The organism is Streptomyces sp. NPDC049687 (assembly GCF_044465285.1).
GTDB lineage: Bacteria > Actinomycetota > Actinomycetes > Streptomycetales > Streptomycetaceae > Streptomyces.
Genome location: NZ_JBITLN010000013.1, coordinates 173156 through 189792, shown reverse-complemented (window position 1 = coordinate 189792; position 16637 = coordinate 173156). Strand labels below are relative to the sequence as shown.

The following is a 16637-nucleotide window of genomic DNA, read 5'->3' as shown; positions in this document are numbered from 1 at the left end:
ATCAGCGCGGGGCGCCGGTCCACTGCAGCAGGACGCGCACCTGCCCCTCGACGACCTGCCGGACGGTGGGCTCGTCGAGGAGGTCGGTCATGTACTCGGCGGTGATCGCGAGGTCGTCGCCGTCGCGGCGCACCGCCACCGTCAGCGGGCAGGACGCCGCGCCGATGCCGGTGGGCAGGTCCTCGGCGTCCGGCGCCAGCCGCCGTACCCGCACGGCGCCCGCCGCCGCGGACCCGGCCGGTGCGGCGGTCCAGTCGACGGACAGGCCGACGTCGAAGGGGTGTCGGGCGGCCGCTTCGGGGCGGACGTGCTCGGCGGCGGTCTCCAGGGGCACGTCCTGGTGGATCTGGGCGTCGAGCACCGCCTTGGCGGCGGCGGCGATCAGCTGTCCGGGGTGGCGCTCGCGCAGCGGCAGCCGCAGGGCCAGCGTGGTGGCGAAGAGTCCCACGGCGGCCTCGAACTCGGCGCGCGGCCGCCCGGCGGCGAGCATGCCGAGCGACAACTCCTTCACACCGGTCGTCGTGTGCAGGGCGGCGCCCAGGGCGGCGGCGAGCACGGCGAAGGCGGTCGCGCCGCGACGCACTGACAACTCCTGGACGGCGGCGGCGAGTCCGGGGGGCGCGGGCAGGGCGATCGTGCGGGCGCCGTAGACGCGGTCGGCGGGCGGGACCGGGGGGCACGGCCAGGCGATCTCCTCGCGGCCGAGTTCCAGGTGGGCGGTCCAGTGGGCCAGCGCCGGGGCGAGCTCGCCGGCCTCCCAGCGCCGCCGCTGCCAGGCCGCGTACTCGCGATGGCCGAGGCGCGGTCCGGCGGGGCGTGCGGGCGCTGTGCCGGCCAGCAGGTCGCGCAGGTCGGCGGTGAGGATCTCCAGGGACAGGCCGTCGCAGGCGATGTGGTGCACGCACAGCAGCAGCACGGAGCGGTCGTCGGCCGCGCGCAGCCAGGCGGCCCGGACCGGTATCGCGTCGGCAAGCCGGAAGGGCCGCAGGTAGAGGGTGCGGGCGTGCTCTCGCAGGCGGCGTTCCGGGTCGGGCGCCGCGCGCAGGTCGGCCTCGGTGAGCGGGACCTCCGCGTCGGGCAGCAGCCGCAGGACGGGGTCCTCGTCGTCGCCGTCGACGACGCAGCGCAGGGCGGGGTGGTCGCGGACCAGGGTGCGCAGGGCGTGGACGACGGTGTCGCGGGAGACGGGGCCGTGCAGTTCGAGCGGCAGCACGACATGGGCCGACGGCAGTTCCGGCGCGGCCCGGTGCAGGGCCCACAGGGAGCGCTGTTCCAGGGCCAGCGGGACGGGCGTGTCGTCGGGTACGGGTACGGGTGCGGACGGGGAGCCGCCGGTGTCCGGGGCGGCGTCCTCGTCGGCGCGCACCGCGCGGGCGAAGGCGTCGAAGGTGCGGGAGGTGAAGATCGTGGGCAGGGGCACGGGGCGGCCGAGCTCCTTGCGGGTGCGGCCGATGAGGCGGGTGGCGAGCAGGGAATGGCCGCCGAGGTCGAAGAAGTCGTCGGTGTCGGCGACCTGGGGGACCTGGAGCAGTCGGCACCACACGGCGCGCAGCCGCTCGCGCTCCGAGCCGCCGGTCCCGGCGGGGGCCGGGGTGGGGGGTGCGGCGGCGAACAGGTCGCGTACCGCGGCGCGGTCGGTCTTGCCGTTGGCGGTGCGCGGCAGCGCGGGCAGCACCCGGATACGGGCCGGCACCAGATAGGGAGCGAGCCGCTGGGCGCAGTGGTCCCGCAGGGCGGCCTCGAGGCCCGCGCCGTCGGTGCGGCCGTCGGTCAGGGTTACGGCGGCGACCAGTCGGGCCTCGCTGGTGCGGGGGGCGAGGACGGTGACGGCGGCGGCGCTCACGCCGGGTGCCTCGCGCAGGGCGGCCTCCGTCTCGCCGGGTTCGACACGGTAGCCGCGCACCTTGCACTGGTCGTCGAGTCGGCCCAGCACGGTGAGCCGTCCGGCGGCGTCGAGCATCCCCTCGTCGCCGGTGCGGTAGACCCGGCCGACGCCCGGTTCGTCGGTGAAGTGCGCGACGGTCAGGTCGGGGCGGCCGAGGTAGCCGCGGCCGACACCCGGGCCCGAGATGTGGATCTCGCCGCGTTCGCCGGGGCCGAGCCGGGTGCCGTCGGCCGCGCGGACGAAGATGCCGACGCCGGGTAAGGGGGTGCCGGTGTGCGGCGGGAGACCGGCGGGGCGCGGGGGGTCGTCGTGATGCCACTCCCCCGTGGCCTGCACGGTGGCCTCGGTGGGGCCGTACACATTGGCGCGCAGGGTGTCCGGCAGGGCCCGGCGGGTCTCCTCCCACAGGTCGGGGGGCACCACCTCGCCGCCCAGGAGCACCGCCCGCGGCACCCGGTGGGAACCACCGGCTCCGGCGGGGCCCAGTTCTCGCAGGACCTCCGCCCAGAGCGAGGGCACGCAGTGCAGCGCGGCCCCGGGACGGGAGGCGAGCAGGGTGAGCAGTTGCGCGGGATCCTCCCGGGCCGAGGCGGGGGCGAGCCACACGTCCGCGCCGCGGGCGAGCGGTGCGTACACCTGCAGGACGGAGGCGTCGAACGACAGCGGGGTGAGCGCGGGCAGCGGCGGGACCTCGCCGTCGACGCGGTAGCGGTCGGCGACGGCGCGCACATAGTGCATGAGGTTGCGGTGCTCGATCATCACCCCCTTGGGGCGTCCCGTGGAGCCCGAGGTGAACAGGACGTAGGCGAGGTCGTCCGCGGCCGGACCAGCGCCCGGGTGCTCGGACGGGTGCGGCAATGACGCCTCCGAGAGCTCCAGCAGGTGCTCGACGGCGTCGGCGGCCGGGAAGCCGGACGGCCGCGTCGACAGGGCGAGGCGGGCGCCGCAGTCCTCGACGACGAGCCGGACCCGGGCGGCAGGATCTCTCTCGCCGAGCGGCACGACGGCGGCGCCGGCCCGCATGATGCCCAGCGCCGCGGCCACGCCCCAGGCGGTCGGCTCGCCGTGCAGCAGCACGCATTCCCCGCGGACGGGGGCGTGGGCGGCGACGGTGGCGGCCACCCGGTCAGCCATGGCGTGCAGGGCGGCGTAGTCGACGTGTTCGCCCCGGCCGGTCACCGCCGGTGCGCCGGGGGTGACCCGCGCATGGTGGGCCACGGCCTGGGGAAGGGTTTCGGCCCCGACCGGAATTGCCTCGGTTCGGGACATCAGCCTGTGCATGCCTTCCCCTTCCGTCTCTTGCCCGACCGCCAGTGAAGATCTGCCGGTCCATTAGAACAACGGCTCCCTCCCGCTTCAATACGACCTCTTCAACCGCCGTTTGCAGGCGGCCTGTTGTGACCTTGACGGCCCTTCAGGCACCTTGCTAGATTCAGCGAATCCGGCAACAGGTTCGAAAGTTTCTTTGGAATCCCCACTCCGTCCACTTCATAGCGGGAGTGCAGTATGCCGAGCTCCTTTTCCCGGTTTCTCTCCGAGGAAGAAATGCAGCGTGTACGGGAGTTGCATCTCCAGTCGCTGCAGGATTCCGAGCTGGACGAACAGGAGCAACCGCCACAGAGCGCTGAGGACCCTGCAGAGGGTGACCAGAAGTAAATGACGCGGGGGGAAGCACTCCGCGTCAGGAAAGAGATGGAGCAGGACGTGGCGGCGCTCTCCCGGCGCCGCTTCCCCGTGTTCACGAGCGAGCGGGGCGGCACCGCGTCGCTGGTGACCGGTGCCACCGGGTTCTTCGGCGCGGCGCTGGTCGCCGCCCTCCTGGAGCGCTCCGCCGACGAGGTCGTCTGCCTGGTCCGCGCCCCCGACGAGGAGCGGGCGCGCAAGCGGCTGTTGACGCATCTGGACCGCCATGTGCCGCAGGTACGGGGCCAGTTCGGGCGCCTGACGGCCCTCGCCGGGGACGTCACCGATGAGCACCTCGGTCTCTCCGGGGCCGCGCTCACCGCGCTCACAGCACGGATCGGCCGGATCTTCCACGCCGCCGCCGACGTCAACGGCAGCCTGCCGTACGCCGCACTGCGCGCCGGCAATGTCCGGGCGACGCTGCACCTGTGCGACCTCGCGGCCCGCTCGGGCGCGGATCTGCACCACATCTCCACCACGGCGGCCCGCACGGACGCGGCCGACGGCATCCCGCTGGAGCACCTGCCCAGCGGCTACGCACGGTCGAAGTGGATGGCCGAACAGGCGGTGGCCGCCTACCGGCGCTCCCTGCCCGCCGCCCGGGTGCTGATCCATCAACTGGGCGCTCTCAGCGCCCACACCGCGTCCGGGGTGTCGAACCCGGCGGACTTCCGCTGGCTGTTCCTGCGCGCCTGTCTGGACCTGCGGGCCGCGCCGCTGATGGAGGGCGGCCTGTGCTGGCTCCCCGTCGACTGCGCGGCCGCCGCCGTCGCCGCGGTCGCCCTGGCACCCGACGCCGATGCCGCCGGCCTGCCCGATCCGCTGCCGGTCACCGCCACCGGCGCCGTCCCATGGCATGACGTGTTCTCCTGGCTCCGCCAGGACGGACACCGGCTCGGGGTCGTCAGCCCGGACGGCTGGTGGCGCCGGCTCGACGCGCGTCTGCGCACCGGCCAGGACGAGCACCTGCTGGCGTTGGCAGCGCTGGCGCCCGCGCTGCCCGCCGCCCGGGCCCGTGGAGACGCCGCCGTCTGGCGTGCGCTCGCCGCACTGGCGGCACCGGAGACGCCCTTCGACCGGCCCCGGCTGCGCCGCAGCCTGCGGGCTCTGGCCTGCGCGCCCTGAACGTCCGCCCACCCGAGCACCGCCCGAACCGTACGACCACAGGCCGAGGAAAGGTATGCCCGTGCCCGCCCAGACTCTTCCCGTGATCCTCGACGGCGGCGGCGAATCGCTGTCCGACTGGTGGCGGCACAGCGAGCGGACCGTCCGTCAGGAACTGCTCGCCCATGGCGCCGTCCTGCTGCGCGGCTTCGCCGTGGACACCGTCGAGCGGTTCGAGGCGGCCCGCGCCCTGCTGCTGAGCCGCCCGGGCGCCTACGTCGAGGGCGCCACACCGCGCAAGCAGCTCGGCGCGCACGTCTACACCTCCACGGAGTTCCCCGCCTCCGAGGCGATCGCCCTGCACAACGAGAACTCCTACGCGCTGTCCTGGCCGGGCCTGCTGCTGTTCGGCTGTCTGAAGGAACCGGAGACGGGCGGGGCGACACCGGTCGCCGATGTGCGCAGGGTGCTCGACCGGATGGGCCCCGCGCTGGTCGAGGAGTTCGAGCGCCGGGGCGGCTGGCTGTTGCGGCGCACCTACAGCGACTGGTTCGGGCTCGGCTGGAAGCGGGCGTTCGGCACCGAGGACCGGGGTGAGGTCGACGCCTACTGCCGGGGCGCCGAGGTGGTCACGGACTGGCTGCCGGACGGGGCGCTGCGCACCCGGCAGGTGCGCCCCGTCACCGTGCGCCACCCGCTCACCGGCGAGCCGGCCTGGTTCAACCATGTGCACTTCTGGCACGCCTCGGCGCTCGGCCCCGAGACACGCGAGCTGCTGGAGGAGGAGTACGGGCCCGAGGGTCTGCCCTACTCGACGCACTACGGGGACGGCACGCCCATCCCCGACGACGTGGTCGCCCGGATCGTGGACGCGTTCCGCGCCGAGACAGCGGCGCGGCCGTGGCGGCGTGGCGATCTGATGCTCGTCGACAACATGCTGGCGGCGCACGGCCGGGAGCCCTTCACCGGCACCCGGCAGGTGGTCGTCGCCATGGGCGACCCGGTGTCCCGGGCCGTCGTGGTGTGACCCCGCCGCACCGCCGGCTCACACGTCGGGTGCGCCGGCCGCCGCCGCGGCGGCGGACAGGGCACGCACCACGTCCGCCAGATGATCCTCCGCCAGTACGCCCTCGCGGTATTCGAGTTCGCAGCGGATGCGGTCGCGTCCCGGGGTGATGAGCAGACCCAGGTCGTGCTTGGAGGCGATGAGCGGCACCGGATAGCGCGTCAGGCGCAGTCCGGCCGCCCGTTGTTCGTCGTCGTCCACGTTGGCGTGCAGGACCATCACGTTGCTGATCGCGTCCTCGCCGCGGCTGGCCTGGCCCACCGCCGCGCAGATCTCCCCGAACGGCACGTCCGCGTGGGCGACTGCGTCGGCCACTGCCGCCCCGGTCCGGCCCAGCAGGGCGTCCCGGTCGCCCTCCTCGGGCAGCCGCACCCGGACCGGCACGGTGTTGAGGAAGCAGCCGATCGTCTGCTGGGTCTCCGGGGCGCGCCGGTCGGCGACCGCGGTGGTGACGACAAGGTCGTTCTGGCCGGTGTGTCGGCGCAGCCAGTCGAGGAAGAGGGCGGTGACCCCGGAGAAGAGCGAGATGCCCCGGGCGCGGCACGCGGCGCGCAGCCCGGCCGTCTCCGCCGCGTCCAATGTGAACACCACCGAGCCGCCCTGGCGGCCGATGCCGTCGGAGGGGCGACGGCCGGGCAGGGCGATCGCCGTCGGCGCTCCCGCCAGCACCTCCTTCCAGTGCCGGAGGGACTCGGCGCGGCGCGCCGCGGGCGTGCGCACCGCGCGGACGGCGTCGGCGTAGGAGGCGGGCAGCGGCGGCAGGGCGGGGGTGCGGCCGGCACTCAGCGCCCCGTAGGCGGCGAGGAACTCGCGCAGGAACAGCCCGAGCGTCCAGCCGTCGGAGATCAGGTGGTGGAAGGTGACGACCAGGACGTGGTCGTCGGGGGCGGCCCGGATCAGGGCGGCCCGCCACAGGGGGCCGCGTTCCAGGTCGAAGGGGCGGCGGGCGGACGCGGTGACGGCCCGCAGCAACGCCGCCTCGTCCGCGCCGGGCACCTCGGTGACCGTGAAGTCGACGGCGTCGCCGTCCACCGGGGCGTGTACGGGGAGGCCCTCGTCGTTCTCCACGACGCGGCAGCGCAGCGCCTCGTGCCGTCCGGCCTCGTACCACAGGGCCTCGCGTACCGCGTCCGCGTCCAGGCGCCCGCGCAGCCGCACCGCAGCCGGGTTGTGGTAGGCGGTCGAGCCCGGCTGCAGCTGTTCGAACAGCCAGATGCCGAACTGGGCGGGCGACAGCGGGAGTTCTTCTTCCGGAGGCGGGGCCAGGCGGGCCTTGAGGGCCGCTCGCTGCTGCGGGGTGAGGCGGGCGAGCCGGGCGCGCAGGTCGGTCTCGGGGCGGGTCATCCCATCTCCTCACCGAGCGTCGCGGGTGGCCCGGGCAGGTGCAGGGCGGCCAGGCCGACGGGGGCGTCCCGGGCCGGCACACCGGTCAGCGGGTCGAGCAGGGTGGTCGTCACCCAGCCGTCCAGGACCAAGGCGGTGTCGGTCTCCGGGTCCAGGGGCAGGGCCTGCGAACGCTCCTCGACCACGATGCCGCCGTCTTGCGGGACGGCGACCAGGGAGGTGGGGCCGAAGGCTGCGAGTCGCCCGTAGCGCACGCCCCGCAGCTGTTCGAGGGGCAGGTCGGGGATGTTGACGTTGAGGACGGTGCGGCGGCGGGCCCCGCCGAGCCAGGCCAGGCAGTCGACGGCGACCTGCGCCGCGGCCGCCCAGTGCCGGGGGCGGTCGGCCGCGACGCTCACCGCGAGCGCTGACAGGCCCGCGGCCGATGCGGTGAGGGCCGCGCCGACCGTGGCCGAGTGCAGCACCGAACGCCCGGTGTTGGCTCCGGCGTTGATGCCGGACAGGACGGCCTGCGGGCGATCGCCGAAGGCGCCCATGCGTGCCAGCGTCACCGCGAGGGCCGGGCCCCCGTCGATGCCGAGGACGCGTGGCCCGCCGGGTTCGTCCTCCACCGACACGACGCGGACCGGCACGCCCGGCCGAAGGCCGAGCGCCGTGCCCGTGCCGCTGTGGTCCGCCAGCGGAGCCACGGCGAGCACGTCGTGGCCGGCCCGGGTCAGGGCGTCGGTCAGCGGGCGCAGTCCGTCGCTGTGCACGCCGTCGTCATTGGTCACCAGCACGCGCACGGTCGGTACTCCTGCCGTCGGTGACCAGGCGTGCGATGCCCGCCAGGTCGGGCGAGTCGAAGAAGTCCGTCAGGGAGATCCGGACGCCGAGGCGTTCCTCGACCATCCACACGATCTGCATCACGCCCAGTGAGGTGCCGCCGAGTTCGAAGTAGTCGTCGTCGGGCCGCACGCGGGGCCGCCGGAGCACCCGGGCGACGATCTCGAAGAACGCCGCCTCGTCCCCGCCGCCCGCTGTCGTTTCCACCGTGTCCACCAGCACGCCTCACTTCTGTGTCCGGGCCAGGTCCCGGTGTCTGAGCTTGCCCGCCTCCGTGCGGCCCAGGTCGTCGGTGAACTCGTAGCTCATCGGAACCTTGGCCAGCGACAGCCGGCGCCGGCAGTGGCCGTCCAGGTCCCAGGTGGCGGGCGGGTCGTCCGGGTCGGCCAGGGCGAGGACCGCGTGCACCGACTGGCCCAGGTAGTCGTGCGGCCGGCCGATCACCGCGGCGTCGCGCACGCCGGGGAATTCCAGGAGCACCGCTTCGATCTCCGCCGGGTAGACGTTGGCGCCGCCCACGTTGATCACGTCCGCGGTGCGGCCGACCAGGTAGAGATAGCCCTCGTCGTCGATCCGGCCGAGGTCGCCGAGGGTGAGGAAGTCGCCGCGGGCGCGCAACTGCGGCCCGTCGCCGAGGTATTCGGGCTGGCGGGTGGTGGGCGAGCGCAGGTAGATCTCGCCGACCTCGCCCGGATCCGCCGGCGTGCCGTCGGGGCGGACGATCCGCACCTCGCAGTCGGTGGGCCGACCCACGCTGCCCGGGTGGCGCAGCCACTCGTCGCCGCGGATGGTGACCAGGCCGAGCCGTTCGACGCTGGAGTAGTCCTCGAAGCACGCCTCCGGACGGAAGATCTTCAGCCACGCGTGCTTGACGCTCTCCGGGCAGGCGCCGGCGCCCTGATGGACGGCGACGACACTGGACAGGTCGCGCCGCTCGATGCCGGGGTCCTGGAGTATCAGCCGCATCATCGTGGGCACGATCCGGAAGCAGTTGACCCGGAACTCCTCCACCAGTTCGCCGAACAGGCGGGGCACGAACCGCTCCATCAGCACGATGGTGTGGTCGAGGACGAGCCCGTGGTGCAGCCCGGTGAAGCCGGCGTGGTACATCGGCAGCATCACCAACTGGGTCTGCCCGAAGTCCAGTCCGGTCTCCCGGTCCGCGTCCGACAGCAGCGCGTCGGAGTCGTACGTCCAGGTGCGGCGGCGTACGACGATGCGGGGTCGGCCGGTGCTGCCGCCGCTCGCCGACGCGGAGCGCGGCTCGGGGCCTTCCTGGACGGGGCTGTCGTCGAGGTGCCCGTCGGTCTCCCACCACGCCGGGGGCACATCGGCCCAGTCGCCGTCGCCGATCACGAACCCACCGACGGTTTCGCGCAGTTGCTCCCGCTCGGCGGGGGCCGCTGCGTGGTTCAGCGGCACCACCAGCGCCCCGGTCTTCCAGGCGGCGGCGGTGGCGACGACATGGCCGATGCCGGGCGGCACCGCGAGGGCGAGGGGGGAGCCGGGTTTCAGTCCGCGTTCGAGGAGCCCGCGGGCCGCACGGTTGCTGGTCCGCTCCAGTTCGGCCCAGTTCAGCACGGTGCGGGAGCCGTCGGCCGCCACCGAGACGACCGCTGTCCTGTCCGGATGCTCTTCCGCCAGATGCCGGATTCGCTCGCCGTGCGTGATGCGGTCCTTCAGCGCAATCACCATCATCCCTTGACTGGATTTCGGAACTGATCGCTGTAGCAGACGTGCGGTTGCGTAAGTTACCGTCGCTCGCGATCACGCGGCAAGGCCGCACCGGCGTCGGCACCGAGGAGGAAGCTACGTGGAGTTGCTGAGCGGCAGACGTGTCCTGGTCACCGGCGCCTCCACGGGGCTCGGGACGGCGATCGCGGAGCGGCTGGCGCGGGCCGGGGCCAGGCCCGCCCTGCTGGCGCGCGACCGGGAGCGGCTCCAGGCCGTGGCGCGGCGCACGGGCGGGATCGTGGTGCCCGCGGATCTCACGGACACCGTGGCGGCGGCCGACGCCGTGCGGGAGGCCGCCCGGGAGCTGGGCGGCCTGGACGCGGTGGTGAACAACGCGGGTGTGTTCCGTCTCGGCATGGTCTCCGACGGGGAGGTCGCCGACTGGCGGGACATGCTGGAGGTCAACGTGCTGGGTCTGCTGGCGGTCACCCAGGCGGCCGTACCGCATTTGCGGGAGGGCCGGCATCCGCAGATCGTCAACATCAGCTCGATGGGCGGTCGGCGGGTCGCCCAGCCCTCGCAGGGCGTGTACGCGGGGACGAAGCACGCGGTGCACGCCATCAGCGACGCGCTGCGCCGCGAGCTGTACGAGGACGGCATCCGGGTGACGGTCCTGGCGCCGGGGTTCATCCGCACCAATCTGGGCGCCTACATCCGCTCCCCGGAGGTGCGGGCGAACATGGAGCACGGGCAGACGGAGCAGGGGCTGGATCCGCAGGACGTGGCCGCCCAGGTCGAGCATGTGCTGTCCGCTCCTCCCGATGTGCACCACGTGGAGATCGCGTTGATCTCGATGCGGCAGCCGCCGGGGTGAGTCCCCGGCGGGCCGGACGACCGGTTCACGCCGGCGTGCGGGCTCAGTCCATGGCCAGCGTGTACGTCGCGGCGAGGGCGAGGCGGGCCTCGCCCGAGGTGTTGGCATCGCTGCCGTGGACGGTCATGTCGTGGTGGAACGCGGCCCAGCCGGGCGGGAGTTCGGCGACGACCGGCGGGCCCATCGCCTCGACGGCGTCGGGCAGCATCGCCTGGAAGTAGCGGTCGCCCGCGACCCCGCCGTGCGGGCGCAGTCCCCGACGATGGCTGCCGGGCCAGTACTTGAGGGCCCCGTTGGCGCGGGTCGCCGGGTCGAGGGCGATCCACATGTTGACGCCGACGATGTCGGTGCCCTGGTAGTAGACGCCGTCCTGGTGAACGAGGGAGGGGCTGCCGATCAGCGCCGGCTTGTGGAAGGTCTCGATGGAGGCGAACGTCGCGGAGCGGCCCGTGATGCGCTCGACCAGCCCGCAGAAGCGCTCGTCCTCCCCGAACCCCGCGAAGTACGGGTCGACGCGCTCGAGGAAGTACATGCCGCGCAGGGTCCCGTCGGGTTCCCGGCGCTGCCAGTCGTCGGGCAGCGCCGGCAGCAGCCACTTGCGGTAGCGGGCGATGTTGCGTCGCACCTCGGCTACCTCGTCGGGGCCAAGGAGATCGCGCACCAGGACCACGCCGTCGCGTTCGAAGGCGGTGTGCAACTCATCGCTGTGGACGTCATGGACGGGCAGTGCGGTACTCGTGTCCTTCGCAGTCGTCATACCTGGAACGCCCTTCTTCGTCATGGTCGTCGCGCGTGAGACTTTCCGCTCGGTGCCCCGCGCGTCAAGAGGGCGTGATTCCGCCAACTCCCCTTGCTTTTGCGGGTAGTGGCATATCACGATGCGGAACAGGCGCCATGGACGGACGGCGGGGCGGGCGCTTACAGTCGCGTGCTGTACCTCACCGGCGATCGTCCGACATGGAGGGTGCAGTGAAGCAAGCGGCTACGAACCGGCCGGCCGAGTCCCTCGATCTGGAACAGGCGGCGCTCCGCTTCCGCGAGGACGGCGCCCTGTTTGCCGGAGTGGTGCTCGACGCTGCCGAACTCACGGAAGTGCGCCGCCACTTGAAACGGTATGCCGAACACGTGGTGCCTCGCCTGCCGGAGAACATCCGCGCCAAGACGGTGCGTATCGAGGAGAACGGCGTCTCGCTGCGCAGCTGCTATTTCATGGACCAGATCGACGACTATTTCAACGCCTTCGGCAACCGCGAGGACTTCAAGGACCTCATCCGCGCCGTGACCGGCTGGGAGCCGGAACTGTACGTCGTGGAGACGTTCAACAAGCCGGCGACCGTCGGCTCGGCCGCCTCGGCGCACCAGGACTGCGCGTTTCTGCCTCTGGAGCCGATGGACATCGCCCATCTGTGGATCGCCATCGATGAGTCGACCGAGGAGAACGGGGCGCTGCGCTACTGGATGGGCAGCCATGTGAACGGCCTGCTGCCCCATGTGCCCGCTCAGTGGGGCCAGGGCGTCGACCCGGCGTACGTCGACTACGACGATCCGCGGCTGACCGTGATGGAGATACCGCCCGGCTCGGCGGCGATCCACAGCGGGTTGGTGGTGCACGACAGCCCGCCGAACACCTCGGGCAAGCCGCGCCTGGGGCTGCTGTGCGGCTATCGGGGCGCGCACACGCGCTACCTCGACGACGGCGCGGCCGGCTGACCGATGGCCGATCTGCGGGCCAGACTGGCCTCCCTCTCCCCCGAACAGCGTGCCCGGCTGCGCACCCGGCTCGGCTCACCCGATCCGGCGGTACCCGAGGCTCCGCAGACCACGGACGCGCCTCGGCGGCGAGCCGGCGGAGCCGACGCGACGGGCGGGCGGCGTCCCGTCCGGCCGCCCGCGTTCAGCCTGTTCTTCTTCGCCTCCGACGACAGCGACGCCGCCGGCGCCTACGAGTTCGTCCTCGACTGCGCGCGGTTCGCCGACCGCAACGGCTTTCGCGCGGTGTGGGTGCCGGAGCGCCACTTCGCGCCGTTCGGCGGGCCCTATCCGGACCCGTCGGTACTGGCGGCGGCGGTGGCCGCGCACACCGAGCAGCTGCGGGTGCGGGCGGGCAGCGTCGTCCTGCCACTGCACGATCCGCTGCTGGTGGCCGAGCGCTGGTCCATGGTGGACAACCTCTCGCGCGGACGCGTCGATGTGTCCCTGGCCTCCGGCTGGCACGCCCATGACTTCGCCCTCTCCCCCGGCACCTACCAGGACCGCAAGGCGGTGCTCTCGGAGCGGGTCGCCGAGCTGCGGACGCTGTGGGCCGGCGGCTCGGTGACCCGCACCGACGGCAACGGCAAGCCCGTGGACCTCACCGTCTACCCGCGGCCGGTCCAGCGGGAGCTGGAGCTGTGGCTGACCAGCTCCGCCAACCCCGCGACCTGGCAGGCCGCCGCCGAACTGGGCACGCATGTGCTGACCGCCCTGCTGGAGCAGAACCTGGAGGAGGTCGCCGCGAAAGCCGCGGTGTACCGCGACGCCCGGGCGGCCCGCGGTCTCGACCCGGACGGCGGCGAGGTCACGCTGATGCTCCACACCTTCGTCGGCGCGGACGAGGCGGCGGTGCGCGAGACCGTGCGCCCGGCTCTGCAGCGTTATCTCCGCTCCCACATCGACCTGTTCGAGCGGCTGGTGCGCAGCCAGGGCGTCGACATCGACCTGGGCACGGTGACCGAGGCCGACAAACAGGCGCTGGTGGAGCTCGCCTTCGAGCGGTACTTCACCGTCAGCGGGCTGTTCGGCACGCCCGCCTCGGCGGTGGAGCGCGTGGCGGAGTTCGCCGCCGCGGGGGTGACGGAGATCGGCTGCCTGATCGACTTCGGGATCGGGCACGAGCCGGTGCTCGACGGGCTCGCCCATCTGGCGGAGCTCAAGGACCTGGCGGCCGAACGGGTCCGGACCGTTTCATGACCTCGTACCCGCGAGCCCGGGCCGGCGCGGACGGCCCGGGCGGAGCCGCCTTGCGCCGGGACGCCCGGGGCGTACCCGTCATCGTGGCACGGGACCGCGAGGAGGCGGCCTTCGAGCTGGGCCGGGCGCTCGGCCAGGACCGGCTCTTCCAGCTCGACCTGTTCCGCAGGCGGGCCACCGGCCGGCTCGCCGAACTGTTCGGCCCCGGCTCCGTCGCCCACGACACGGCCCAGCGCACCCTGGGCATCGCCCGCGCCGCGCACCGCCACCTCGCCCGGCTGCCCGAGCCGCAGCGCGCCCTGCTGGAGAGCCACGCGGCGGGCATCGAACGCGGCCGGGCCGAACTCGCCGAGCCACCGCTGGAGTTCGCGATCCTCGGGGCCGAGCCCGAGCCCTGGAGCGCGGCCGACTGCGTCGCCGTGGGTCTGCTGCTCGCCCAGATGCTCGCCGGCGACGGCGCGGACCTGCGGATGCGGGACGTGATGGAGCGCACGCTGCCGCCCGCCGTGTGCGCGTTCCTGCTGCCCGAGCGCGGCCCGTACGCCACCGAGCCGGACGGCACGGCCAACGCGCCGGCACCGCCGCCGCCGCCCGAGGAACTGGTGGCGCTGCTGCGGGCAGCGCGTCCCCCCGCGTCCGGCAGTGGCCCCGTGGTCGGCGCGGACGAGTCGCCGTTCGGCTCCAACGCCTTCGCCGTGGCGGGACACCGCACCGCGCACGGCGGCGCCCTGCTCGCGGGAGACATGCATCTGCCGCTCACCGCACCGTCGCTGCTGTACCGGGTCTCCCTGCGCTATCCGCCGCACCGGATCGACGGGGTGGTGGTGCCCGGGGTGCCCGTGGTGGTGGCCGGCGCCTCCGAGCGGCTCGCCTGGAGCGCCACCCGGCTCACCGCCGCTCACGCCGACCTGGTCCACCTGCCCGCGCAGGACAGCCCCGACAGGACGGACCGCATCCGCACGGAGACCGTACTGGTGCGCGGCGGCGACCCGGTGGAGGTGACCGTGCGCGAGTCCCCCTGGGGGCCCGTGTACGGCCGGCACGGCGGCGTCGACGTGGCGCTGCGCTGGCGCCCGCTGGAGGACGGCGGATTCGACCTCGGCCTGCTCGCCGTGGCCGAGAGCACCGACGTCACCTCGGCCTGCGACGCCGCGAACCGGGCCGCCGGGCCGCCGCTCAACCTCGTGGTCGCCGACTCGGGCGGCCGCATCGGCTGGACGGTCACCGGCAGCTTTCCCCGGCGGCAGGGGCCGCTGCGGATGGTGCGCCCGGACCGCGGCGAGCGGTCATGGCGGGACACGGTGCCGCCCGAGGCCCTGCCCCGGTTACTCGACCCGCCGAGCGGGATGCTCGTCATGGCCAATCAGCTCACCGACCGCCACGGCGGGCCGGGCGTGCTCGCCGCCAACGGGTTCAGCGCCCGCCGCGCCCGGCGGGCCGCCGAGGTGCTCGCGGCCGGCACGGAACTGACCGTCGCCGACCTGCTGGCCCTCCAACTGGACACGGACGCCTCCTTCTTCGCCTTCTACCGCGACCTGGTGCACGAGGCCGTGCCCGCCGACGAGACCTCGCCGTCCGCGGCGCTCGCCGAGGCCCGGGCCGCCGTGGACCTGTGGGACGGCACCGCGGGCGCGGGGGCGCGCGGGCTGGGGCTGCTGATGCTGTTCCGGGAGAACCTGCGCGAGACGCTGTTCGCCGCGGTCCTGCAGTCCTGCCGGGAGCTGGATCCCGGCTTCCGCTATGTGTGGCACGACCACGAGGAGGCTCTGCGGTCGCTGCTCGCGGCCCCCGGCGACCGGTGCGTCCCGGCGCCGTACGTCTCGCGGCGCGCGTTCCTGCGCGCCCATCTGGAACTGGCGGTCCGGCTGCACCGGCACGCGGCGGGCGGCCGGCCCGCCACCGAGGTCCGCTGGGGCGACCTCAACCGCAGTGCCATGCACCATCCCCTGTCGTCGTCGGCCCCCGAGGCGGCCGCGCTCTTCGACCTGCCGGACGTCCCGCTGCCCGGGTGCGCGGAGTCCGTCAACGCCGCCCATCCGGGCTTCGGTCCCGCCGTACGGCTGGTCGCCGGGCCCGGGCGGCCGCAGGACGCCGTGCTGCAGTTGCCGGGCGGGCAGTCCGGCGACCCGCGCAGCGTCCACTACCGCGACCAGTTCGCCGCCTGGCTGCGGGGCACCGCGGCCCCGCTCGCCCCGCAGTCCGCGACCCCGGCGCCCGCCGGGGGTCCCACGCCGCAGGAGGCAGCACCATGAACCCGTTCTCGTTCTCCCTGGTCGCCGACGACGACCTCACCGGTGCCGCCTTTCTGGACCTGGCCCGCCGCGCCGAGGGGGAGGGCTATCAGGCCCTGTACTGCAACGACCACGGCCATCAGTCGCTGGCACCGTTCCCGGCCCTGGCGGCCGCCTCGACGGTCACCACCACGCTGCGGCTCGGGCCGCGCGTCGCCAACGCCGATCTGCGCCATCCCGTCCAGCTCGCGCACGAGGCGGCGACACTGGACGTGCTCAGCGAAGGCCGGGCCGAGCTCGGCGTGGGTGCGGGCTGGCTGGCCGACGACTACCGGGCGTCGGGTGCCCGGCTGGCTGGGGGCGGCCGCCGGGTGCGGCGGTTCGCGGAGGCGCTCGACGTCCTGGAGCCCCTGCTGCGCGGCGAGAAGCTCTCCCACCGCGGGGAGCACTACACGGCGGAGGTGGGCAGCGGGCTCACCACCGTGCAACGCCCGCGCGTCCCGCTGTGCGTGGGCGCGGGCGGCCCCCGGATGCTGGCGCTGGCCGCGCGCCGCGCGGACGTCGTCAGTGTGACCGGGCGCAGCCTGCCCGGCGGTGGCATCGACGGCGACGATCTGACGCCGGAACGGCTGGACGCCAAGATCGCGATCGTGCGCGAGGCCGCGGGGAGCCGGTTCACCGAGCTGCGGCTGCACCATGTCGTGTGGGAGTGCCTGGTCAGCCCGCGGCCGGAGGCGGTCGTCGCCGCCTACACGGCCGGCATGGGCGTCGACGAGAGCCGGCTGCGGCAGCTGCCCGGCCTGCTGATCGGCACGCCCCGGGACGTGGCCGACCAGCTGGTGGCGCGGCGTGAGCGCTGGGGTCTGTCGGAGGTCTCGGTGCCCGGCGCGTGCGCCGCCCAGTTCGCGCCCGTGGTCGCGCTGCTCGCCGGGCGCTGATCGCGTCCGCGGCAGACACCGCGACTGCCGTACGGCGACCGGGTGGGCACCGTACGGCGGTCGT

13 protein-coding genes are annotated in these 16637 nt (G+C 74.0%); 7 read left to right on the top strand and 6 right to left on the bottom strand.

Annotated elements, in window-relative coordinates; genetic code table 11:
- Window position 1: 1 nt before the first annotated feature.
- Entirely contained in the window at window positions 2-3154 is a 3153-nt protein-coding gene (locus tag ACIBVL_RS33560) for an amino acid adenylation domain-containing protein (RefSeq protein ID WP_399103191.1), read from the bottom strand.
- Window positions 3155-3577: 423 nt separating this feature from the next.
- On the opposite strand from ACIBVL_RS33560, the gene ACIBVL_RS33555 reads away from it, so the two are divergent.
- Together ACIBVL_RS33555 and ACIBVL_RS33550 are read left to right on the top strand one after the other, a co-directional pair.
- The gene (locus tag ACIBVL_RS33555) at window positions 3578-4693 is read left to right on the top strand and encodes an SDR family oxidoreductase (protein ID WP_399103189.1); all 1116 of its coding nucleotides are present in this window, start codon (window positions 3578-3580) and stop codon (window positions 4691-4693) included.
- Window positions 4694-4754: 61 nt separating this feature from the next.
- On the top strand, window positions 4755-5699 hold the full coding sequence (locus ACIBVL_RS33550) for a TauD/TfdA family dioxygenase (RefSeq protein ID WP_399103187.1): 945 nt from the start codon (window positions 4755-4757) through the stop codon (window positions 5697-5699).
- 18 nt (window positions 5700-5717) lie between these two features.
- Here the strand turns inward: ACIBVL_RS33550 and ACIBVL_RS33545 are convergent, their stop codons facing one another.
- The 4 genes from ACIBVL_RS33545 to ACIBVL_RS33530 are packed head-to-tail and all read right to left on the bottom strand — an operon-like array spanning window position 5718 to window position 9605.
- Window positions 5718-7082, bottom strand: coding sequence for a condensation domain-containing protein (locus tag ACIBVL_RS33545; protein ID WP_399103186.1), 1365 nt, complete (start codon window positions 7080-7082; stop codon window positions 5718-5720).
- Window positions 7079-7867 (bottom strand): 5'/3'-nucleotidase SurE, encoded by a 789-nt coding sequence (gene surE, locus ACIBVL_RS33540; RefSeq protein ID WP_399103184.1) that lies wholly within the window; start codon window positions 7865-7867, stop codon window positions 7079-7081. Before surE ends, ACIBVL_RS33545 begins: the two co-directional genes overlap by 4 nt.
- On the bottom strand, window positions 7845-8123 hold the full coding sequence (locus ACIBVL_RS33535) for an acyl carrier protein (RefSeq protein WP_399103182.1): 279 nt from the start codon (window positions 8121-8123) through the stop codon (window positions 7845-7847). The genes surE and ACIBVL_RS33535 overlap by 23 nt, the downstream gene beginning before the upstream one ends.
- Before the next feature lie 9 nt (window positions 8124-8132).
- Complete coding sequence (locus tag ACIBVL_RS33530) at window positions 8133-9605, bottom strand: class I adenylate-forming enzyme family protein (protein WP_399103180.1); 1473 nt, start codon at window positions 9603-9605, stop codon at window positions 8133-8135.
- Between the two features lie 115 nt (window positions 9606-9720).
- On the opposite strand from ACIBVL_RS33530, the gene ACIBVL_RS33525 reads away from it, so the two are divergent.
- Window positions 9721-10455 (top strand): SDR family oxidoreductase, encoded by a 735-nt coding sequence (locus ACIBVL_RS33525; protein WP_399103177.1) that lies wholly within the window; start codon window positions 9721-9723, stop codon window positions 10453-10455.
- Between the two features lie 43 nt (window positions 10456-10498).
- Here ACIBVL_RS33525 and ACIBVL_RS33520 read toward each other — a convergent pair whose 3' ends face one another.
- Window positions 10499-11212, bottom strand: a complete 714-nt coding sequence (locus ACIBVL_RS33520; RefSeq protein WP_399103175.1) for a phytanoyl-CoA dioxygenase family protein — start codon at window positions 11210-11212, stop codon at window positions 10499-10501.
- Between the two features lie 212 nt (window positions 11213-11424).
- Here ACIBVL_RS33520 and ACIBVL_RS33515 point away from each other — a divergent pair, with 212 nt between their 5' ends.
- The 4 genes from ACIBVL_RS33515 to ACIBVL_RS33500 are packed head-to-tail and all read left to right on the top strand — an operon-like array spanning window position 11425 to window position 16573.
- Complete coding sequence (locus ACIBVL_RS33515) at window positions 11425-12165, top strand: phytanoyl-CoA dioxygenase family protein (protein WP_399103172.1); 741 nt, start codon at window positions 11425-11427, stop codon at window positions 12163-12165.
- A gap of 3 nt (window positions 12166-12168) precedes the next feature.
- Complete coding sequence (locus ACIBVL_RS33510) at window positions 12169-13404, top strand: MupA/Atu3671 family FMN-dependent luciferase-like monooxygenase (RefSeq protein WP_399103170.1); 1236 nt, start codon at window positions 12169-12171, stop codon at window positions 13402-13404.
- On the top strand, window positions 13401-15656 hold the full coding sequence (locus tag ACIBVL_RS33505) for a penicillin acylase family protein (protein WP_399103168.1): 2256 nt from the start codon (window positions 13401-13403) through the stop codon (window positions 15654-15656). The genes ACIBVL_RS33510 and ACIBVL_RS33505 overlap by 4 nt, the downstream gene beginning before the upstream one ends.
- Window positions 15653-16573 (top strand): TIGR03621 family F420-dependent LLM class oxidoreductase, encoded by a 921-nt coding sequence (locus tag ACIBVL_RS33500; protein ID WP_399103166.1) that lies wholly within the window; start codon window positions 15653-15655, stop codon window positions 16571-16573. Before ACIBVL_RS33505 ends, ACIBVL_RS33500 begins: the two co-directional genes overlap by 4 nt.
- Window positions 16574-16637 lie beyond the last annotated feature (64 nt).